This window comes from Bacillus sp. ISL-7 (assembly GCF_018613065.1).
Map to the genome: position 1 here is coordinate 16,283 of NZ_JAGGQW010000008.1, position 22,281 is coordinate 38,563.

The following is a 22,281-nucleotide window of genomic DNA, read 5'->3' on the forward strand; positions in this document are numbered from 1 at the left end:
CCTTCAACTAAACTAAAAAAGGAGAAGTGTGCTAACACACTTCTCCCCACCAATCTCTATCAATCTCCGAAAAAAATTACTTCTTAATCAATTCTAACGATACTGGAACAAACTTATCTACAGATTCTTTCTTAAATACTTTCATTGCTGTTTGTACACCTTTTTGGCCAATTTCAGCTGGCTTTTGCGCTACAGTTGCTGCCATTTTTCCGTCATGGACTGCTTTAACGGCGTCATCCGTTGCATCAAAACCAACAACAATGACATCTTTCATTCCAGCTGCATCAAGTGCTTGAAGAGCTCCTAACGCCATTTCATCATTGTGAGCAAAAACGGCTTGAATATCTTTGTTGCCTTGAAGAATATTTTCCATTACTGTTAATCCTTTAGCACGGTCAAAATCTGCTGCTTGCTTGGCAACCACTTGGATATCAGCCACTGCATCAATGGCTTTGTGGAATCCTTCGCCGCGTTCACGTGCTGCAGAAGAACCTGGGATTCCTTCTAATTCTACCACTTTACCTTTTTTGCCTAACTTTTCAAGAATAAAGTCACCAGCCATTTGACCACCGGCCACATTATCAGAAGCGATATGAGATACAACCGTGCCGCCATTTGCACTACGGTCAACCGTGATCACTGGAATATTTGCATTATTTGCAGATTCGATCGCAGCTTTAATCGCATCAGAATCAGCTGGATTCACGATTAAAACATTTACACCTTTTTGAATTAAATCTTCGATATCACTTACTTGCTTCGCTGAATCGTTTTGCGCATCCACCGTAATAATCTCAGTACCTTCTGATTTTGCTTCTTTCTCAGCACCCTCTTTTAACGAAACAAAGAAAGGATTATTTAACGTTGAGATCGAAAGACCGATTTTTAATTGATCGTCTTTTTTCTCTTTCGCAGAATCCTTGACTGAAGAAGAGGAAGGTGCTTTTGTGGAACAACCAGCTAAAACGACCATAAGTACTGTTAAAAATAGAAACCCTTTAAATAGTTTTTTCATTTTTATTATTCCCCCATAATTTTATTAGGCAGTTTTTTTACGATCAAGCAAGACGGCTAGTAGGATGACACCTCCTTTAACTACCTGCTGGTAGAAGGAACTTACATTCATTAAATTCAAACCATTATTTAAAACTCCAATAATGAGTGCCCCAACCAATGTTCCAAAAATCCACCCTTTACCGCCTGAAAGACTTGTCCCGCCTAAAACAACGGATGCAATCGCATCAAGTTCATAAGAAGCACCGGCAGTAGGCTGGGCAGAGTCCAATCGGGAGGCAAGGATAATCCCTGCAAGTGCAGAAAGCGTCCCTGTAATCGAGTAAATCCAAACCTTCACATTTGTAACCTTGATTCCTGATAAAATCGATGCCTCTTCATTGCCGCCAATTGCGTATACTCTGCGGCCAAACGTGGTTTTTTTCAGGATAAAATAAAGAATCAGATAACAAGCGAGCATCCAAATGACGGGAACGGGAATCCAGCCAAAATAGCCTCTTCCCATGATTTCAAAAAAGGAACTCGTTGAAAGACCAGTAATCGGTTTACCATCGGTGTAAACCAAGGTAAGCCCGCGGAAAATTGTCATCGTTGCCAGCGTCGCGATAAACGGTGCCACTTTTCCTTTGGTGATAAATAGACCATTAATGGCCCCCATCACCGCACCTGCGCCTAAACCAATTAACATCGCTAGCGTAGGATCCATTCCATTCGCTAACATCCCAGCGGTTATTGCTGATGATAAGGCTAAAATCGACCCGACCGATAAATCAATCCCACCGGTTAAGATGACGAAGGTCATTCCGAAGGCAATTAACGCATTAATCGATACTTGGCGCAAAACATTAAAGATATTATCTAAGGTTAAAAAGCTAGAGCTGACGATGGATAGAATGATTGTAATCACAATTAGCCCAATTAGCGGACCTAGCTTTTGTAAGATTTGGAACTTCGAGGACTTCATTCGTTACTCCCTCCAGTGGCGGATTGCATAATATTTTCTTGGGTTGCTTCGGACTTGTTAAGCTCGGCGGCTAATTTCCCTTCATGAATGACGAGAACGCGGTCACTCATCCCTAAAATCTCAGGAAGCTCCGACGAAACCATAATGATGGAAACCCCTTGTTTCGTTAAATCGTTCATTAATTGATAGATTTCTTTCTTCGCCCCCACATCGACCCCGCGCGTTGGCTCATCAAGAATTAAGATTTTCGGATTAATTCCCAACCATTTTCCAATGACAATTTTCTGTTGATTCCCACCACTTAAGGATTTGACACTGATTTCACGTCCCGATGTTTTGACATGGAGCTTTTCAATCATTTCATCGACCAGGTTCATTTCTGTTTTCGTGGAAATCACACTTTTAGTAGAAATTTTATCGAGCGTCGTGATCGAAAAATTCTCGCGAACGGACAGTTCGAGAATTAAACCTTGGCTTTTTCGATCCTCCGTTACAAACGCAATTCCAGCTTTAATCGCCTCATACGGAGACTTGATCGACACTTCCTTGCCATCAATGAACATCTTACCGCCATCAACGGAGCGATAACCGAAGATTGCTTGCATGATTTCACTGCGGCCAGCACCCATCAGACCCGCTACACCAACAATTTCACCTTGATGGACGGAAAAACTAATATTTTCGAAGGAACCTTTGCTTGTTAAATTTTCGACCTTGAATCGTTCCTGGCCAACGACTGTATCTCGTTCCGGAAAACGCTCACCCAGCTGTCTTCCAACCATTAATTTGACAATTTCATCAAAGTTGGTCTTTGCCACTTCTTTGCTATCAATGAATTGCCCGTCCCGAAGGACTGAAATCTGGTCACAGATTTGAAAAATCTCTTCCATCCGATGAGAGATATAGACGATCCCGACACCTTGTTCCTTTAAGGAGGAAATCACTTTAAAAAGGGCCTCAATTTCCCGATCTGTCAGCGCTGCTGTTGGCTCATCCATAATCAGGACTTCGGTATTGGCAGCAACCGCACGGGCTATTTCAATCATTTGCTGTTGACCAACGGATAAATTTCCTGCTTCCGTATTCGGATCAATTTCAATTCCTAAGCGGTTCAGATATTCTTTCGTCTTCCGCTTCATTTCTTTATCTTTGGTAATCCCAAACCTGCCGACCGTCAGCTCTTTGCCGAGAAACATATTTTCATAGACCGTGAGATAAGGGATAATATTTAACTCCTGATGAATCACAGCAATTCCCATTTGCTCTGCTTCCTTCGGATTTTTAAAATGAACTTCTTTTCCTTTGATAAAAACTTTCCCAGCATCCCGTTCGTAAATACCGGTTAATATCTTAATCAATGTCGATTTCCCTGCGCCATTTTCCCCCATCAGGGCATGGATTTCACCTCGTAAAAGCTGAAAATCGACTTGATCCAACACCCTGTTTCCAGAAAACGATTTGCTGATACCCTTCATTTCGATGATAGGTGTGAGGCTCATATTAGAAAATCACTCCTGCGTGTAAAATGATATTGGCATAGGGAGTTGCTTCACCGGTGCGAATTACCGCTTTCGCATTCTTCGTTAACGCCTTTAGTTCTTCATGGGTAAGATAGGCAATTGGAACACCATTTACTAGATTCGTAACCTGCGCCTCTACTTCTGGATTCTGATCTTTGATTTCATGAGCAAGGGTTACTTTTTCCACCGCCATATCCGCTAATATCACTTCCAGTGTTTCTATAAACGATGGGGTCCCTAGGCTAAGAGCAAGGTCAATTCGGATTGTTTCTTCCGGGATTGGCAGTCCGCAATCCGCAATCACGATCGTATCCGTATGACCAAGCCTTGAAAGGACTTCGGAAATGTGACTATTTAATATGCCGTATTTCTTCATAATTCTTCCTTCCCTTCCCGTAAAAACGTCCGAACCTCTTCCATCGTCGGCATGCCGCCTTGGGCACCAAGCTTGGTAACCGAAAGGGCCGCAACCGCTGTCGCAAACTGGCAGGCCTCCGCCAAAGACGCCCCTTGACTGATCGAATACGCGAATCCTCCATTAAAAGAATCCCCTGCACCCGTCGTATCCACAACATCTACTTTAAAACTAGGAATCTCCACTTTTTCCTCTTGAAAAAAAGTAATCCCCTTTGAACCTCTGGTAATAATACATTTCTTTAACATTGCTTGCCGTTCTTGCTCCGTCCATTCGACCGAATCAAAGAGTAATTGTTGTTCATATTCATTCGGAGTAAGATAATCGACCTTTTCTAGCAATTCCTTCGGAAGCGGCTGAATCGGTGCAGGATTCAAAATCACCTTTACCTGATGCTTGTGGGCAAGCTCGACTGCTTTTTCGACACTTTCAAGTGGTATTTCGAGTTGAAGCAACAAAATATCACTTTTTGCAATCACGTCCTCAAACGATGCCACAAACGCCGGTGTTACATGATAATTCGCACCTGGAATCACAATAATCTGATTCTCTCCATTCGAGATGGTAATCGCGGCGATTCCTGTTGAGGAATCTGTAACCGGTTCCACATTGTCCACATTGACACCCTGTTCTTTCAAATGCTTCAATAGGTCCTGGCCAAATAAATCCTTGCCGACACAGCCAATCATCGTCACATCCGCACCCAATCTTGCAGCGGCTACGGCCTGATTAGCGCCTTTTCCTCCAGGAATCGTATGAAAGGATTCTCCCATCAACGTCTCTCCAAGGATCGGTACTCGATGGGTACTCGTCACTAAATCCATATTGATACTGCCGATGACAGTCATTTTTCTATTTTTCAAATGTTATCACTCCTAAGCCCTTGTAGATTGGCCTTTCATTAATGAAACTTCAAACAGATGATCTAGCTTCGGAACGGTCTTTCCTTCAATCAGTTTTAGCAACAGCTCACCGGCTGTAGAGCCTAGTTCATAAATCGGCTGAGCCATCGTCGTGATTTCAGGACTGGTTAATTGGCTCAGTTGGATCCCATCAAAACCGATTAACGAGAGATCGTCTGGTACCCGAATCCCCAGCTTTCTAGCCGCCTTTAAGACGCCTACTGCCATATAGTCGTTCCCTGCAAAGATCCCATCAATATCAGGATTCGTAATCAGTAACCTCGTGGCTGCCTCTGTCGTCTGCTCCACATGATAATTTCCATCCACCACTAAATCCGGGTAAAACCATGATTCGTGCTCCACCTCAGCTAAGTAGCCTTTATACCGTTCATCCGCATTACTAATGTCGTGCGGACCGCGAATATGAGCAATCTTTTTGCAGCCAATCTTCTTCAAATACTGAACCGCTTGCCTTGCCCCTTCCATATTGTTAACGGAAACAGAGGGCAAATCGCTACTAATTGGCCTGTCTAACGCCACGATTGGAATGTCTTTATTTTTAATATGCTTAGGCGTCAATGTACTCGTGACAATAATAATTCCATCCACATATTTCTGCTTCATGACATCCAAATACATGATTTCCTTTTCCACTTGCCCATCCGAATTACAGAGGATCAATGTATATTCCTGGCTGCTCATCACATCTTCAATCGCTCTTGCCACTTCAGGAAAGAACGGGTTCTTAATATCCGGAACAATCAGGGCAATCGTCTTCGACTGTTTCTTAAAAAGACTTCTGGCCACCTCATTTGGCACATAATTTAATTCCGAAATGGCGAGCAGAACCTTCTTTCTGGTTTCCTCGTTGATATAACCTTTATTATTTAAAACTCTAGAAACAGTGGCAACAGACACGTTTGCTAAAGCTGCTACATCCTTAATCGTGCTCATGCTGTTCACTCACTTCCCTTAATGAAAAATTTCTCATTTATTTTATGTAACCCGTTACATATTCTTGTAAAAAAAAGGTGTTTTCCCTTTGTGTAACCCGTTACATACTGATCAAAAAAATATCGATCCATCTTTTTTTGTAATCGCTTGCATTTACAAGTTTATTTTAGGGGCTATTATATTTGAAGTCAATACTTTTCTTATTAGTTATTTTACAATAATTTAATTGTTACGTTATTCTTCACATTTCGTAATATATTTACTAACCTTTAGTAAATTAAGTAAATAGAACGATAGATCCCCTTCCTTACTGCCTTGCCAATCTGAACACCAATTACTTTCGACAAATATCGAGCGGTGCCTGTGTAACCGAAAAAAAAGCGCTTGCATTATTAAAATGTTCTATTATAATGCTTGTATACAAGTATACTCCTTAAGAGAAGGTGAATTTATGGCTGAATCAAAGGAATTTCTTTATCCTGAAAAATGGCTTTCAAAAGCTTCAGCTGGTGATCGTGTAACATCCGAGCTTAGAATGCGTATTATTTCGGGCATGATTGTAAGCGGTGCTATCCTATCTGAAAATAAATTAGCTGCCGATTTTGGTGTGAGCCGCTCACCCATTCGAGAAGCGTTAAGAATACTTGCATCTGAAAATATCATCCGATTAGAAAGAATGGGTGCGGTTGTCATAGGTTTAACAGAAAAAGAATATGCAGAAATTTATGATGTACGTTTACTCATTGAAACGTTTGTGTTTGAACGGCTAGTAAGGATGGACACGAATGAATTAGTAATGGAACTTAATAAAATACTAGAAATGATGAAAATTGCCATAAAATACCGAGATGCTGATGAGTTTTCCTATCAGGATGTCCTATTCCACGAAACAATTATTCGGTCGATCAATCATTCCTACATCCTGATGATCTGGGAAAATTTAAAGCCTGTGATGGAAAGCTTGATTGTTCTATCCATGCGCAGTCGTTTTAAAGAAAAGTATGAAGACTTTACAAGGATCATCAATAATCATCAACTGTATATTGATGCGATCAAAGCAAAAGATCGAGAGCTCATGATTAAGTCGTTACATGAAAACTTTGATGATGTTCAAGAGAAAGTTGAAGACTTATATATGTCCCAACAGATGCTTTCGAAAAAGTCTGATAAACTTAAAAAAATCAGAAAAAAAATATAATAATTTCTTAATTAATTTAAGCTGAAATATATATAGCCAATTCAATGGCTTAGTATATTTCAGCTTTTTTTACAACATATATCTAAATGAGGTTTTTACATTTACACAAAATCCTCCTCAATTGCCATTTAAAATTAAAAAAACTTTATCCGCCTACCCCCAAATTCTTTAAATGATTATCTAAGTGTTTGAAGATAATCATTTTTTGTCGAAAAATCCGCCCGCGAGATTGTAGGATAACTTTCAGTTAACATTTTTTATAAATTCAACTGTATAAAATCAATCTATTACAATAGAATGAAACATTTTTAAAACACTACACCTATAGGAGGAGTCAATGTGAATCGTGGTTTTAGGTGGATTGTTAGATCATTATTTGCACCCGTCACAGGAAATGCAGGAGCGGTTGCAAGTACACTTGGTTTTTTCATGGGGTTTTTCCCTTTAGATAGTTTTAGAATACCATTATTGCTTGTTCTTTCACTTTTGTTGCGTCTTAACATCATTGCCTTATTTCTTGGAACGTTGATTCCCCTTTTTATACCAAAGATGAATCATTTACCCTTCCTGGATATGCGTGTATTGGAGGATTACTGGTTATATTCTACCCTGAAGTCAAAAATACAGCTTTCACAAACTTTTGTCTCGGGGGTTCTAGGAGGCTTGATTGGCCTTGTCTGCTACTTTATTTTCCATTGGTTTTACAATTTAGGGCTGAAAAAGAGGGAGAGAAATCAAGAACATGTTTTTCTTGATCCAGCCAAAAGACGCTGGTCTATTATCAAACGAATGAGTGCAGGCTTTACGGTTTTAATTATTTTAGTATCGACTATTTTTATTGAAAGTCTTAATACGAACCCAGAATTTCCTGAACTACAATTGAATAAAAGCGCAGTAAAGAGCGGAATCGAGCCGATTAATAAAAGTTTCAGTGCAGAACAGCTTGCCACTCAGTTTCAAAAAACGAGTCCTTCCCCTCTTATTCAAAAAAATATCGGGCAATCAAACAAAAAACAAGAAGTGTATGGTTTTTACGTCGATTGGGACAAAAACAGCCATACTTCTTTTAAAAAGAATAGCGATTCGATTACAACATTAGTGCCGGGGTGGATGCAGCTTACTCCTGGCCTTACCCTAAAAACCAGCACGAACAAGTCCATTATTGCAGAGGCCAAAGCCTATAATATAAAGATTCTCCCATTAGTGAATAATTTTAGTCATAATAAATGGGATGGCGAAGCTCTTCACCGCTTATTTATTACTCCCGGTGCTGAAGATCTTTTTATTAAAAAGATGTTGGATTATGTGAGAACAAATGACTTTGACGGAATTAATATAGACTTTGAAGGTATCCATCCAAAGGACAAAGATGATTTCACACATTTTATCGATAAAGTTCATGAGGCGTTTCATCCGCATGGTCTGATGGTCACACTGGATGTTCCGCCGAATAACAACAGTTTTAACTATACTTATTTAGCAACGAAGGTTGATCGGATGATTGTCATGCTCTATGACCAGCACCATTCGATGAGTAAACCTGGACCTGTGGCTCCATCTGATTGGGTAAAAGAGAACTTGAACCAGCTCCATATTCCTTCTGAAAAATTGATTGTGAGTTTGGGAAGCTTCGGTTACGACTGGGAAGAAAACTCCCATCAGCCCGCAGATACGGTTGCTTTCGGCGATATCATGGATTTAGGAATTGGGACCAACCTCCAAATCCAATGGAATAAACAAATAGGTAACCCTTATGTACGCTACAAAAGAAACGGAAAAAACCATATTGTTTGGTTTTTAGATGCAGCTTCATTTTATAATCAAATGAAGTTATCGATGGATCACGGTTCAAGAGGAATTGCGGTTTGGCGGCTCGGTTCTGAAGATCCTTCAATCTGGAATTACTTGAATAAACCAAAGGAAATTACCGATCCATCCCATGCCCTTCAAACCTTGGTCAGCCCTAAGCCTGTTCATTATACAGGTGCTGGAGAGATTTTAAAAATTGCCTCTCCATCAGAAAAAGGAAAAAGAACGATTCAATTGGATTCACATGGGTTGATTCAAACCGAAACCTATCGTAAATTACCAAAGCCTTCCGAGGTCGTTCGGTATGGCCAACCAAAACGTAAGGAAGTCGTCCTTACCTTTGATGACGGTCCGGATCCAACCTATACACCACAAATATTAGACATTTTGGACAAGAATCACATAAAAGGAAGCTTCTTTATCATTGGAGAGAACGCACTGCAGCATCCAGAACTGGTTAACAAGATGTATAAAGAAGGTCACGAAATTGGTAACCATACCTTTACCCATCCGGATGTTGCATCGATCACACCATTTCAAACGAGAATGGAGCTAAATGCAAATCAGCGATTATTTCAAGAAATTACCGGTCATTCGATGACTCTTTTCCGTCCGCCGTATGTGGCTAATGCGGAACCGAGCACAAAGAGCGAACTGGAGCCAATTTTGCGAGCACAGGATATGGGTTATACCATGGTCGGTGAATTAATTGACTCAGACGATTGGCAAAGACTTTCTAGTGATGAAATTGTGAAGCGGGTCTTGGATCAGCTTCCTGAAGGAAATGTGATTTTGATGCACGATGCTGGCGGTAACCGCTCCAACACAGTAGAAGCCTTGCCTACGATTATTAAAGAACTCAAACAGCGCGGCTATACATTTACCACCATTGCTGATCTAACTGGAAAAAGTAATAGTCAGATAATTCCCCCTGTTAAGGACAGCCCTTATTTGGTCTATGACAAGGCTGTTTTCATGGTGCTACAAGGCTGGCACGTAGGATTAAGCTTCCTGTTCTACTCAGCGATCCTGTTAGGAATCTTACGACTGGCTATCTTCGTTTTCCTTTCAAGAAAGCAAGTAAAAAGGTATAAGGAGACCGTGATCGACCTTGGCTTTGCCCCTTTTGTCAGCGTCGTGATTGCTGCATACAACGAGGAAAAAGTAATTTGTAAAACAGTAGATTCAATTTTATCCAGCGACTACCCAGCTTTTGAGATACTGATTATCGATGACGGATCAAAGGATGATACGGCTGGTGTCGTTCAAGAAACATATGCAAACCATCCGCTTATCAGATTAATAAAAAAAACCAATGGGGGAAAATCTTCTGCTGTTAATCTTGGTTTTAAAGAAGCAAACGGGGAAATCGTGGTGGCTCTTGATGCCGATACACTCATCGCGGAAAATGCCATTTCATTGCTTGTTAACCATTTTAAAAATGAAAAGGTTGCTGCGGTTTCAGGGAATGTAAAGGTCGGCAATAAGGGGAACCTCCTTACAAACTGGCAGCATATCGAATATGTGACAGGCTTTAACCTAGAGAGAAGGGCATTTGCCGCTCTCAATTGCATTACGGTTGTACCAGGTGCAATCGGTGCATGGAGAAAGACGGCGGTAGAAGAAGCTGGATACTTTCAAGAGGATACACTGGCAGAGGATACCGATATCACACTTACCCTTTTACGCCAAGGGAAAAAGATTGAATTTGAAGAAAAGGCCTATGCCTTTACAGAAGTGCCGGAAGATATTAAAAGTCTGGCAAAACAGCGTTACCGATGGGTTTATGGTACCTTACAATGCTTATGGAAACATCGGGAGGCTTTATTTAATAAAAAACATAACTCATTAGGATTTATCGCCCTACCAAACATGTGGCTTTTCCAATATATTTATCAAACCATATCGCCTATTGCAGATATCTTGTTTATTTTAGCCCTGTTTAACCCACACCCTGAAAGAGCTGCGATTGGATTTATTCTTTTTTACTTGCTGGATTTCTTAACTTCTCTCTATGCGTTTCGCTTGGAGAAAGAAAGTCCCAAACCACTAGTCTCATTGTTTCTGCAACGAATCTTGTACAAACAGCTGATGACTTATGTGGTGATAAAATCGATCTTCTCGGCAATAAAGGGAGTAACCGTTGGCTGGGGTAAACTAAAACGCAAAGGTAATGTGACTCAAGAAACCTCGATGGTGAAGGTTAAGGAAAATATGTAATGGAGTCTTTGCACAGGTCTTTCCCATTCGGGGAAGACTTTTTTATATAGAAAAGCGGAAGCGCCACGAATACGATATGTTTATTTCAGTTACTAGGTTGCATTTAAAAGGTAAGCGAAAGTTACCTAGCTTTATTCTCTATTTCGAAGTAAAGAGATGGTATAACATTTAATAAATTGCTAAATATTATAAACGTATGAAAAACCATCTAGAACAGAGGGAATAGTTATGTACACTCAAATTGATAAAATGGGAAGTAAATTTAATTCAATACAAAGAGATATATGGCTTCATCATGATTTATATAGTCCTGGATGGTGGAGTATTGTTATCATAAATGTTTTATTTCTTATTTTGTTTTTATTTTTAATTGACCGTTATAAAAGGTTGTTAATTTCTTTTGCTTTTTTAGTGGATTTTGAAATTGTGGGGCTTGCAGATGAAATAGGCAATAATTTTGATTTTTGGAGTTATCCCCACCAGTTGGTTGTTTTATCTCATCGTTTTAATGCGGTAGATTTTGCTACGGTTCCAGTAATTATGTCTTTGACCTATCAATTTTTTAGTAAATGGAAAGCCTATTTTCTTGCTACTATTGTTATATCAGCAATAATAAGTTTCATTGGGGTTCCCATCTTTGATTATTTTAAATTGTACAAGTTAGAAAATTGGAACTATTTCTATTCATTTTTAGTTACAGTTTTAATGTTAATTATTTCGAAGGTTATCATAGATTTTGTAAGGATTAAGGCAAAAAAATATCCACAATAATATAGTATATAGTTGTTTTTTTGTACAAACGGGGGCGTTGAACGGGTGCGTTCGTAGAAGTAGCTTTGAAATAAAATATTGAAGCAGATCAGTTCAAATTGGACTGAGTTATTTATTTTTATAATTAAAAAACACCGCAAAATGCGGTGCAAATTCATCTACATTTTACTATACATTTGCAGCTACAAATTCACGTTTTGCGATAGGCAACGGAACCCGTTACCAGCATTTGATGATCCTTTTTGAAAGTATTACATTTTCTTTCCGTTGTTTTCTTTTTTATTGCTTTGACTCGCGGCCCTTTCTTTAGCTGCTTGAGAAACTTGTTGTCCACGGTTTGTTTTTGTTGTGGTTGCAGTAGTTGTAGTAGTTTTCGTCGGTGTAGTCGTCGCAGGTTTTGACATTGTTGTTGGTGCTTTTGTGCTTGTCGCAGGTTTCGTTGTTGCACTTGCTGCAGGTCTCGTTGTTGCACTTGCTGCAGGTCTCGTTGTTGCACTTGCTGCAGGTCTCGTTGTAGTGGATTTACTCGTTGTTGTTGGTGCTTTTGTGCTTTTTACAGGTATCGGTGTTGCAGCAGGCTTTGTGGTTGTTTTCACTTTCGTATTAGCAGAACTGGTTGTAGTTCTACTGCTGGATTTTTCTATATTTTGTTGAATGGCTGCTACTTCCATATCATTGGTATTCCTATTTTTTAAAGATACTTGGATAACAGGACGATCCTTCACATTCGCTGCTGGCGTTTGAGGTTTGTCCTTTTTTTCTTTCGGGTTGATTACATCCGCTTTTTTTCGGTCTGCCGATATAGGTATAGCCATTTCTTTTGTTAATTGTTTAATAGGATGACTAAACAAAGCGTTGGCGACAGAAAACGTAACAGATCCCGCTAATACCATGGCAAGGGCTCCCTTGGTTATTTTAATCATGTTATACCCCTCGTGTTTTTTGTGTGTTCATACTAATAGAATACGAACGATCCAAATGTCTTATGGGGGTGAGAAAATAGAGTCTATTAAAATTCCCAATGCAAGCAAAAAAAGTGCTGCTCTTCATGTCTCAAGACAAAAGATCAGCACTTTTCTTTACCTTAAATCATTCACTATATTCTGTTATTACTTAACAACGTTAGAAATACCCTCGTTTAATCCGCCAACCACTTTCACTCGGAACTGGTAGGAGGTATTTTCCAACAACCCTGTCACTACTGCATTGTTTGAGCTTACTATAACCGGCTGCTTTGTTGTCGCAGTGCTCCATGTTACGCCATTATCGCTGGATTGCTCAATTTTCACTTCCGTTGCCTTGACAGCAGCTATCCAGCTAAGCGTAGCTGTATCTTTTGTTTTCGTTGTATATTTCAATGTGTTAATGGTAGAGGCAATTCCTAATTCATTAAAGTAATTGGTACTATACTTGCCAGCCACTACTTCTTTCGGCTTGACAGTCGCATCTGGATTCGATTTATATAAGTTCCGAACGAGGAACTTCATATCCGTCTCATTGATGATGCCGTCTTGGTTCAAATCTTCTACTTTGAACTCGTCTTGATCTTGCATACCAATTTTATTCGCTAATTTTTTTACGTCCAGGACATCAATCACACCATCACCATTGACGTCACCTCCAGCCGCTTTCGGTTGGCGACCGCCAATCCATAAATATTCTCCAATATCCTCACCCCAAGCCGTTTTTTTGCCTAGGGTTACTTTTTGGATACTCTTTAAATGGCCAGGTGCTTCTACAACGATATTTGTTGGATCTTTTGATAACGGGATATTTTGGATATCGATTTTGCCTTTTCTGTCAATTGTTCCTGGGTATTTCACTCCATTCGAATCTTGTGCGTAGGTTGTTGCGCCAATTTTCGATAAATCTTTATCCCATTGACCGTCGAATGCTTCTAAGCGTGCATATGATTGAACAAATGAATGCTTTGGAATAATTTTATAGCTGTCAATTTGGTTAAACGATGTGATTGTTGTCGGCGTCGATTCCCCAAATTTTGTGTAAATAAATGGTGTTGTATTATCTATACCGTTCATTTCGTCGGCAAGAATATAGAACTGATCGTCAACTAACTTGAATGTTACATCAAGGAACGGTGTGTCGCCAGTAAATCCTTTGAATCCATTTCCACTGATCTTAGCGCCTACATTAACTGTTTTTCTAGTATTCTCAAGATTAGGGGTTGGTATCACAACTGGTTCATCCACTGTTACGTTAAAATTGTGTTGGTCAGCATAAGTTCGGAACGCTGGATTCACTTTGACATCTTCAAAATCAAAGTTTTTATAGAAATCAACATTGTACGTACCTGACATCATTTTTTCAACATTGTTTAAAGTTAACGTCATCGTTAACGTGTCGTTTTTGTATACTTTGTGTTTATCGTAGGTCGGAACGACATAAGGCGTACCTTCCTTAACAAAGGCATAAGGATAAAATTCATTTAATAAATGAGCGTTTGTTGCTAAATCCATTGGGAATAAAATCATAGTCGCCGGACCATTCTCAATATCTGATTTCTCGATTCCGAATTTCACGTCTCCGTTATCGCTTAAAGGGAAATCTCCATCCGGGTAAATTTTCTGATTTAGATAATACCAAAGGACATTAGATGATTGAGTAACACCAGCAGATGCTAATTGCTTTGTCCCTTCATCAAATAAATTGGCATGAACCCAAAATGCGTTATGTGCATTACCATTAACCGTTTCTTGTGTAAAGTCTGAATCTTTTAACTCATACACCTTACCCGGAGCTTTATCTTTAAAGGTTAGTTTAGGCAATGTATTGTCAACAATAAACAAATGGTCTTTCTCGTATGTTTTGCCGTCGGCGTCCACTGCTTTAAACCTCACGGTGTATTGGCCTTCCGGTAATACAGCCTGTGGCTGATTAATATCGGTTTTCTCTTCTAATGGATCTCCAACAAATGGAAGGTAAGAAGGGCTAATGGTCAGCAATAAATCTTGGTCAATTGGTGCGGTTCGAGCATCTACCGTTCTTGGAGTCGTGCTTCCCAGTGCATGACCGTCTTTGTCATAGTAAATCGCACGAACTGTCTTCATTGGGCTATTTAATTTAAATTGCAAGTATCGAGTAGGACCTGCCATAAATGGATGGGCTGGATTCCATGATGCCGTGCTCATGGCCGGGTTTGGCAAGATAATTTCTTCCATCCCTTTATCCACGACACGAACGGCAAACGGCACTCGATAGCTTTCGTGTGGATTTGCATGATTGACAATATTCACATATCCTTCATATCTGCCCTTCTCCGCAGTTCCTGGCACATGAATCGCTGCTGTCAAATCAGTAAATGCGCCAGCTTCAACAGTTAGCGATTGTGCAGATGTCGTGATTTCCACTTTATTGGACTCTGCATCAAGAACACCAGCCTTAGCCTTCGAATATTCATAACTGATATCGAATTCTTTTTGCTCAGTTCCCTTATTGTTTATAACAATTTTACGACTGTCTACATTTACGGCGTTTTCTTTCCGATAAACCGTACCATAAGCAATCGAGCCTGCTTCCTCGTCAATCGTGACAAGAGAACCATACTCATCGATATTTTGTGTCTTGTCCATGACTTTAAAAGCTATATCAGCGTGAACGGCTTCTTTTACATCGACTTCTCCTGCCCCTACTTCGTATACGGAATAGTCTTTTGATAATTTATCTGCTGTATTCATTAACGCCGCTTTCACATCAGATGGTTTGTACTCTGGATGTGCTTGTAAAATAAGCGCTGCTACTCCCGCAAGATGAGGCGATGCCATCGACGTTCCAGAAATACGAGCATAAGCTGACGAATAGTCGATTCCGTCCTCTGGACTATGAACGTATTCCGGATAAGTGGAATAAACAGATACACCAGGTCCCACGACGTCAGGTTTAATGTCATAGTTTTGCGTAACCGGTCCTCTTGAGCTGAAACCTGCCAGATGTATTCCATCCGACACAAATGTACCGACACTGCTGAAAGTAATGGACGAAGATGCTGCTGCTGCTTTTAAACGCTCGCCATCCGCTTTCGTGATACGGAACGCCGGAATAAGTGCTGGGTCTTTCCCTAAATAAGAGTCGATTTCTCCGTCGACATTGTTATAAAGAATGACAGCTGCCGCTCCCGCTTTCTTAGCGTTCGTAACTTTGTCATTTAACGCGTACGTTCCACGCTGAATTAAGGCCACTTTTCCTGTTAAGTTAAGCGGTTGGCCATTTGCCTCTTTAAGGTCATCCTCCCCGCCTAAACCTATATAGACGACAGGATATGATTTGTCTACTAAACTATCTAAATGATCATTTAATCCCTGGCCTAACAGCTTCATATTGTTGAAGGTTTCACTGCCAACGGTTGCCGATGCTGCAGGTATAGCCATTGGGAAGTCGCTTGCTCCTACTGTAATTGCTAATGCCGCTGTCCCTGGTGAACCAAGCGTTTTCTCACCCGGGCCTGAGTTTCCTGCCGAAACTGTACACGTCACACCAGCAAGTGTTGCATTATTAATCGCAATGGATTCAGCAATTAACGGATTATTTACTGGAGCACCTAGTGACAAGTTAATAACATCCATTCCATCTTGTACAGCTTTATCAATTCCTCCAATAATGGCGCTTGACCATCCGCTGCCGTATGGACCTAATACACGGTACCCATACAAATCAACATCTGGCGCAACCCCTAAAGCTGGAGATTCTACATTATTAGTTCCTTGACCTGCAATCGTGCCTGATACGTGAGTACCGTGATACGTAAAATACGAATTAGTACCACCATCCGGCTTTCCTGCATCAATCCAATCTTGATACGTCGTCTCCATTGGATCCGCATCATTATCGACAAAATCCCAGCCTTTTACGGTCGCCGGATCAATAATTTTTGGATTTTCTCCATCTTTTTTACGGTATCCTTTATATGCATCTGTTAAATCTGGATGTTTGTAATCAATTCCCGTATCGATGACACCGACTTTGATTCCTTTACCCGTCACTCCTTCATTATGCACTTCATCAATACCCGGAAGAGGAATAGAATTCTCTTTCATTGTATCCGTCGAAGTATTTTGCACAGCCACACTTTGCTGCTTGATTGAAGTTGCCGTTGATTTCAATGACCCATTTTTATTTAAATCAGAACCCTCTGATTCCCTTGGGTCAACTTTTATCACTTGATCTTCAAAAATACGGTTGACCAAGCCTGAATCCAGTAGTTGTTCCACAGCTGTTCCGGGAAGTGTCATCGCTACACCGTTAAACGCGTGCTTGTATTCTCTAGTAATCTCAATTGTTGATTTAATAGCATTAAACGGAGTGACGGCACTAACTCCAGCTTTTTGTTGCTTCACTTTATTAACAAAGTCTTTAAACTTTTTATGGCTATCATTTACGACTTTAGTGGCCTCTGCCAACGAAATCTCGTTTCCTTCTATTTGCTCCTTAACGACTGCTACTGCTGCCGGGGCTTGTTTAAACTCGACAATAATCCGAATAGGCTCAGCACTTTGAACGTTAATTTTCTGCGAAATTTTCACGTCATTCTCGGTGCTTATTTTGTTCATCGCCTCTAGCTGCTCTGGGGTTAGATTATATGTACCCGTTTGAGCTTTACTAGGAATCATACCTTGAGTGATGTTTTCGACTGGGTCTGCAGCCATAACATTATAAGGAATGGATGACAACAATAGACAACTCATAGCTGTCTTTGCAAAAATCTTTTTAAACTTAGTTTTCCCCAATACATTCTCCCCCTTAAAACCAACATAATAATAAGTCTTTTTGAAATTTTCCGACAAATATCTTTGTTAGTTTTATTGTACTTAGGAATATCCGTATCGTAAATTGGGGGATTTTGATGGAAAATAGAAAAAAAATGCGGGATTTCAACGCTTAAATATTGCAAAATTTCATTTTTTTGTTTATGTACCTGAGCTTTTGCGTAAATAGAACTTGGGGGAATTACACAAATTAACGAATTATTTTGGAGGAATTGATGATTATAATATTTTACCAGTTTCATAAACTGTACGGGCAGGCGAAGCCACAACCACACTAAAAAATACGACCCAGAGCAGGAATCAACATCCTTTTTAAAAAGGAACCACTGGTAGCTGCTAAAACCAGCATTTGTGCCCATACATCATGCACCAACAGCTGCCAATTTCCCACCAGCCAAAGCAGCGTGTGGCAAAAACTTAGCGTAACCCCACGAATCTTTTATGTTCCTTAATAATAAGCTGAATAAATCTTTCGCGCTCCTCTTCACTACTTTTGAGAATTTTAATATTTTCAGGCTTCCTTAAGAAGTGCTTAACTCTCTTGTTATGCCAAATGATGTAATTGTATCGAACATCTTTATTCAGGTTGGAAAACCATTCTTCTTCCTTTAATTCATCGATGTTTTTTTCTAGTTTTGACATCGGAGTAGGGAAAATTACCTCCACTAGACCACTAATCAAATCAACCAAAAAATCACTAATGATTATCATAACTACTCCTTGCCCTAAAATAGATTTTTCCCAGCAATTTAATAATATTATTGGAGAGGTTGGAAGTAAACATTCGTCCTTGGAGAAAGATCCTTCGCACCAGGCCTTTTTAAAAAGAAGCAGCGGATACTTGCCTGGCGAGTAGTCTAAAAATACTCCGCTCAATATGAAGGAATGAAGAATGAATACAACAAACGCCGGGAGGAAATGCACATGCTCTTTAAACGTTTATAGGTAATTATCCCTGTAAAAATAGTTCCATTTTCATTATTTCATTATAAGAAAAAAGTATTGTTTTAGTGCGCTTTACTAAATATTAACATTCTATCAATTACGGCTTTACAATTCTCCTATACTTTTAAATTGAAATACATAAACTTATAGGAGATGAATTGAAAATGAAAAAGAGTTTAATAGCCGGATTAGCTTGTCTGTCACTTTCGGTAACAGCAGCGGCTCCTTACGCTGTTTTCGCCCATCCCATTCAAAGCAATGCTACAGATAATGGACAATCGACTTTACGACCGCTTACCTCTGATGTAGCGGTAATTGCTCATCGCGGTGCATCTGCCTACGGCCCGGAACATACACTCGCTGCCTATAAGCAGGCGATGACGATGAAGGCGGATTATGTAGAATTCGATTTACAAATGACAAAGGACGGCCAATTGATCGCCATGCATGATGAAACCTTGGCGAGAACTACCAACGTAAAGGAACTTTACCCAGACCGCGCACCTTGGAGGGTAAAAGATTTCACTCTTGAAGAAATCAGCCGTCTGGATGCAGGGTCATGGTTCAATAAAGCATATCCGGATAAAGCAAAAACAGAGTACATCGGACAGCATGTCCCAACGCTTGAGGAAGCAATTGAATTTGTCAAAAAACATGGTATCGGAAAAGTTGGCCTTTACATGGAAACAAAAGCGCCAAACGTTTATCCAGGGATGGAAGAGAAAGTAATTGAAATCTTGAAAGAAACCAATGTACTTGATGACGAAAAGCTTTTTCTCGAATCATTTAGCGAGGAAAGCCTTCGTAAATTAAACACTCTTGCCCCTAATGTAAAGCTTATTCAACTGTATTCAGGAAGTATGCTGGCAGGCAAGGATGTATATCAGGAAATGAAACGGATCTCTGACTATGCAGCCGGCGTAGGTCCTAGTAAGGAGCTTGTTGTGCCAAAACTAATGGAAGCCGCTCATCAGAATCAGCTTCTAGTGCATCCATGGACAGTCAATTCAGAGGACGATATGGTCTCCTTGCTTTCCCTTGGTGTGGACGGAGAGTTCACAAATAATACTGACCAGCTTGTGGATTTACTGGAAAAGCCGTATATTTCACATGGAGTGGCAAGCGGAGATGTAACGGATTCATCAGCGATTTTATGGGCCCGCGCAAATGTTGATGCAAGAGTTCAGTTTGAAATTTCAACCGACAGCAGTTTTAAACACGATACAATCGTAAAAACGAGCCATGCAGATGAAGCACATGATTATACAGTAAATGTAGAGGTTAACGGATTAAAGCCTGATACTACTTATCATTACCGGGCCCATGCAGTTTCCAGCCAGTACACCGTAAATGGTTCATTCAAAACAGCACCGGAGGAAAACAGCTTAAAGCCAATGTCAATCGTTTGGGGCGGAGATACTGGCGGCCAGGGAGAAATACCGCCATATAAATCTTTCAAAGCGATGTCAGCAATCAATCCAGATTTCTTCCTGTTCAGCGGGGATACCATCTATGCTGATAATAAGACACCGGCTGTTCCTAACCCTCCATCTCAAACCGTTCAGGATTTCTGGGCGAAATATAAGGAGAATCGTACGGATGCTGGATTACGCAGCCTTTTACAAAAAACAGGAACGTTTGCTATATGGGATGATCATGAAGTGACCAATGACTTTTCAGGTCCTTCCCAGCCGTTGACGCAAGCGGGGTTGGGTGCGTTTAAGGATTATTGGCCAATTTCAAATGAACGCAGTTCAGCGAACAAGCTTTATCACAAGTATTCTTGGGGTAAAGCAATGGATATGATCATTCTTAACAACCGCGGCTACCGCTCTCCAAACACCATGGCAGATGGGCCTGATAAAACAATGCTCGGTGAAAAACAAGTGAAATGGCTGGAACAGCAGCTTCTCGAATCTGATGCCAAGGTTAAATTTGTCGCGACCTCCGTGCCAATCTCCGTTCCTACTGGAAAAGCAACTGCCAGGGATGGATGGGCAAATGGTAATCAAGTAAACCCTAATGATGTAACAGGATATGAGAACGAGTTCAAAAAAATCTCGGATTTTATCATTGAAAAAGGAATCAAAAACGTTTATTTCGTCACAACCGATGTCCATTTTGCCGAAGTCATCAAATATGATGCCAATCATGACGGCAAAACAGATTATCACGAATTAATCAGCGGTCCGATTGGAGCAGTAAAAATCAATCCTGGTACATTGGATCCTACCTTCGGCCCTGAACGCTTGTATGCGGAAGGTAATTTCTTCAACTTCGGTGTGTTCCATGTAGATCCGGCAAAAAATCAAGCAGGCGTGGAAATTCGCGATGAAAATGGAAAGGTCCATTTCAGCCAAACATTCCAGCTTGAAGATTAAAAAAGGGTAACTGAAAAGGTAGAGACTATTTTAATTTACTGGAGGATAATAAAAGGGCAATACCCAAAGATTATGTCCAAAGGGTCAAGAAAGAGGGCTAACCCTTCTAGTAGATTACTACTTTTGGGGTGAGCCCTCTAATTTTGCATTTAGAAAATGTTAAAGTACCAATAACCTATCCCAACTGATAAAACGCTAGATTCGCTGATATACTAATCTTTTAATCCCTTTCCACGTTACTGAAAGTGGCCCGAATTTATACATTCACATGTTCTATTTAGGAAAAAATAACATCCTATCTTGGACTTTTAATGTTTTGGTTTTATTCTACTTTAACTTTTATACTATCAAAGGCATTGTAACCATAGCCCTTTCTGTTCCAAAATGGTTCCGAAGGTTGAACATTCCCTTGAGAATCAGTTGCTTTTGATTTTATCGTGTATTCACCTTTTTTTAGTGCCTCCCATTTATAATTCCAATGAACCCATGAGTATTTTTCGGATGGAGAATTTAGTTGACAGGGTTCCCAAGTTTGACCACCATCTAAACTAATTTCTACTTTTGTTATCATTCCTTCTCCTGTCCGTGCAATTCCTTTAATTTCATAAATTCCTGTATGCAATAATTGTCTATCTAAAGGATATTGTATGGTGGAGTTAACATTGGCAGCAGTGATGGAAAACTTTCCTCCATCGTTTTCTTTGTTTGGGTAGTAAACGTAATCAACTACTTGAAAGGGACCTTTAAATTCCTTGTCAATCACAGTAATTTTTTTAATCCATTTTACAGAAGCCATTGCATACCAACCAGGAACAATCAATCTCAGGGGAAAACCATGCTTGAATGGGATGGGTTGATGATTATATTCATAAGCAATAAGGATATCTGGTTCAAGGGCTTTTTTAATGGGTAAGCTTCTTGAAAAATTAAAAATTTGGTTGGAATCAGGTCTTTCTCCATAATCATAGCCTTCAAAAACAATTTCTTTTGCTGTATCAATCAAACCAGTGTGCTGTAGTAAGGTCCTTAATGGAACACCTTTCCAAATTCCTTGACTGATTGCACCTTTCCCAAATTGTTCACCAAATACCTTTGGTTGATATAACCCACGCTTATCTCCGGCACACTCTAAAACAACTTTTATAGTTTTCGATGGCAATGAGTAAATTTCCTGTAAAGAAAATATTTTGGGGGTATGCACCAATCCATCAATTGGGAGCAGATAAAAGGATGATGTAAAGTGAGGGTAAGAAAAATGGTTTCTTCTGTAAAATAATTTTCCATCCACAATATCGCTATTTAAAAAATGTATAGGTGTTTCCTGATTTTCAGGGAATAAAGTCTTTGTAATTAGGTAGGGTTTTACCTGGGGATGATCAAAATTTTTCAAGTAAATACCTCCTTAAAA

The 22,281-nt window shown here is 39.9% G+C and carries 15 protein-coding genes; 4 read left to right on the plus strand and 11 right to left on the minus strand.

Annotation, left to right across the window (positions count from 1 at the left end; all coding sequences use genetic code 11):
- Positions 1-76 precede the first annotated feature (76 nt).
- Genes rbsB through J7E66_RS02495 form a run of 6 tightly spaced genes read right to left on the minus strand, consistent with a single transcriptional unit; the run spans position 77 to position 5,769 of the window.
- Complete coding sequence (gene rbsB, locus J7E66_RS02470) at positions 77-1,015, minus strand: ribose ABC transporter substrate-binding protein RbsB (RefSeq protein WP_214997877.1); 939 nt, start codon at positions 1,013-1,015, stop codon at positions 77-79.
- A gap of 24 nt (positions 1,016-1,039) precedes the next feature.
- Positions 1,040-1,978: an ABC transporter permease gene (locus tag J7E66_RS02475; protein ID WP_214997878.1), complete on the minus strand. Its 939-nt coding sequence runs from the start codon at positions 1,976-1,978 to the stop codon at positions 1,040-1,042.
- Entirely contained in the window at positions 1,975-3,477 is a 1,503-nt protein-coding gene (locus J7E66_RS02480; protein WP_214997879.1) for a sugar ABC transporter ATP-binding protein, read from the minus strand. The genes J7E66_RS02475 and J7E66_RS02480 overlap by 4 nt, the downstream gene beginning before the upstream one ends.
- Position 3,478: 1 nt before the next feature.
- The gene (rbsD, locus tag J7E66_RS02485) at positions 3,479-3,874 is read right to left on the minus strand and encodes a D-ribose pyranase (RefSeq protein ID WP_214997880.1); all 396 of its coding nucleotides are present in this window, start codon (positions 3,872-3,874) and stop codon (positions 3,479-3,481) included.
- The gene (rbsK, locus tag J7E66_RS02490; RefSeq protein ID WP_214997911.1) at positions 3,871-4,761 is read right to left on the minus strand and encodes a ribokinase; all 891 of its coding nucleotides are present in this window, start codon (positions 4,759-4,761) and stop codon (positions 3,871-3,873) included. The genes rbsD and rbsK overlap by 4 nt, the downstream gene beginning before the upstream one ends.
- Positions 4,762-4,788: 27 nt before the next feature.
- The gene (locus J7E66_RS02495; RefSeq protein ID WP_214997881.1) at positions 4,789-5,769 is read right to left on the minus strand and encodes a LacI family DNA-binding transcriptional regulator; all 981 of its coding nucleotides are present in this window, start codon (positions 5,767-5,769) and stop codon (positions 4,789-4,791) included.
- Between the two features lie 451 nt (positions 5,770-6,220).
- Between J7E66_RS02495 and J7E66_RS02500 the strand changes: the two genes are divergently transcribed.
- The 3 genes from J7E66_RS02500 to J7E66_RS02510 all read left to right on the plus strand — a co-directional run bounded on the left by J7E66_RS02500 (position 6,221) and on the right by J7E66_RS02510 (position 11,767).
- A complete protein-coding gene (locus tag J7E66_RS02500; RefSeq protein ID WP_214997882.1) occupies positions 6,221-6,967 on the plus strand; it encodes a GntR family transcriptional regulator in 747 nt (248 codons plus the stop codon).
- A gap of 339 nt (positions 6,968-7,306) precedes the next feature.
- Complete coding sequence (locus tag J7E66_RS02505) at positions 7,307-10,996, plus strand: polysaccharide deacetylase family protein (protein ID WP_308162444.1); 3,690 nt, start codon at positions 7,307-7,309, stop codon at positions 10,994-10,996.
- A 228-nt stretch (positions 10,997-11,224) separates the two neighbouring features.
- Positions 11,225-11,767, plus strand: a complete 543-nt coding sequence (locus J7E66_RS02510; RefSeq protein WP_214997883.1) for a CBO0543 family protein — start codon at positions 11,225-11,227, stop codon at positions 11,765-11,767.
- Positions 11,768-12,018: 251 nt separating this feature from the next.
- Here J7E66_RS02510 and J7E66_RS02515 read toward each other — a convergent pair whose 3' ends face one another.
- The 4 genes from J7E66_RS02515 to J7E66_RS02530 form a co-directional block, all read right to left on the minus strand.
- Positions 12,019-12,690 (minus strand): hypothetical protein, encoded by a 672-nt coding sequence (locus J7E66_RS02515; RefSeq protein WP_214997884.1) that lies wholly within the window; start codon positions 12,688-12,690, stop codon positions 12,019-12,021.
- A gap of 186 nt (positions 12,691-12,876) precedes the next feature.
- A complete protein-coding gene (locus tag J7E66_RS02520; protein ID WP_214997885.1) occupies positions 12,877-17,508 on the minus strand; it encodes a S8 family serine peptidase in 4,632 nt (1,543 codons plus the stop codon).
- A complete protein-coding gene (locus J7E66_RS02525; protein ID WP_214997886.1) occupies positions 17,463-17,906 on the minus strand; it encodes a hypothetical protein in 444 nt (147 codons plus the stop codon). Before J7E66_RS02525 ends, J7E66_RS02520 begins: the two co-directional genes overlap by 46 nt.
- A 58-nt stretch (positions 17,907-17,964) precedes the next feature.
- The gene (locus J7E66_RS02530; RefSeq protein ID WP_214997887.1) at positions 17,965-18,258 is read right to left on the minus strand and encodes a hypothetical protein; all 294 of its coding nucleotides are present in this window, start codon (positions 18,256-18,258) and stop codon (positions 17,965-17,967) included.
- Between the two features lie 398 nt (positions 18,259-18,656).
- Between J7E66_RS02530 and J7E66_RS02535 the strand changes: the two genes are divergently transcribed.
- Positions 18,657-20,873, plus strand: coding sequence for a glycerophosphodiester phosphodiesterase family protein (locus tag J7E66_RS02535; protein WP_214997888.1), 2,217 nt, complete (start codon positions 18,657-18,659; stop codon positions 20,871-20,873).
- 322 nt (positions 20,874-21,195) lie between these two features.
- On the opposite strand, the gene J7E66_RS02540 is transcribed toward J7E66_RS02535, so the two are convergent.
- Complete coding sequence (locus J7E66_RS02540) at positions 21,196-22,263, minus strand: sulfite oxidase (RefSeq protein ID WP_214997889.1); 1,068 nt, start codon at positions 22,261-22,263, stop codon at positions 21,196-21,198.
- Positions 22,264-22,281 lie beyond the last annotated feature (18 nt).

Coding starts and splice junctions, on each gene's coding strand:
- rbsB (WP_214997877.1), bottom strand. CDS start 1,015: ATGAAAAAACTATTTAAAGGGTTTCTATTTTTAACAGTACTTATGGTC.
- J7E66_RS02475 (WP_214997878.1), bottom strand. CDS start 1,978: ATGAAGTCCTCGAAGTTCCAAATCTTACAAAAGCTAGGTCCGCTAATT.
- J7E66_RS02480 (WP_214997879.1), bottom strand. CDS start 3,477: ATGAGCCTCACACCTATCATCGAAATGAAGGGTATCAGCAAATCGTTT.
- rbsD (WP_214997880.1), bottom strand. CDS start 3,874: ATGAAGAAATACGGCATATTAAATAGTCACATTTCCGAAGTCCTTTCA.
- rbsK (WP_214997911.1), bottom strand. CDS start 4,761: ATGACTGTCATCGGCAGTATCAATATGGATTTAGTGACGAGTACCCAT.
- J7E66_RS02495 (WP_214997881.1), bottom strand. CDS start 5,769: ATGAGCACGATTAAGGATGTAGCAGCTTTAGCAAACGTGTCTGTTGCC.
- J7E66_RS02500 (WP_214997882.1), top strand. CDS start 6,221: ATGGCTGAATCAAAGGAATTTCTTTATCCTGAAAAATGGCTTTCAAAA.
- J7E66_RS02510 (WP_214997883.1), top strand. CDS start 11,225: ATGTACACTCAAATTGATAAAATGGGAAGTAAATTTAATTCAATACAA.
- J7E66_RS02515 (WP_214997884.1), bottom strand. CDS start 12,690: ATGATTAAAATAACCAAGGGAGCCCTTGCCATGGTATTAGCGGGATCT.
- J7E66_RS02525 (WP_214997886.1), bottom strand. CDS start 17,906: ATGGGCACAAATGCTGGTTTTAGCAGCTACCAGTGGTTCCTTTTTAAA.
- J7E66_RS02530 (WP_214997887.1), bottom strand. CDS start 18,258: ATGATAATCATTAGTGATTTTTTGGTTGATTTGATTAGTGGTCTAGTG.
- J7E66_RS02535 (WP_214997888.1), top strand. CDS start 18,657: ATGAAAAAGAGTTTAATAGCCGGATTAGCTTGTCTGTCACTTTCGGTA.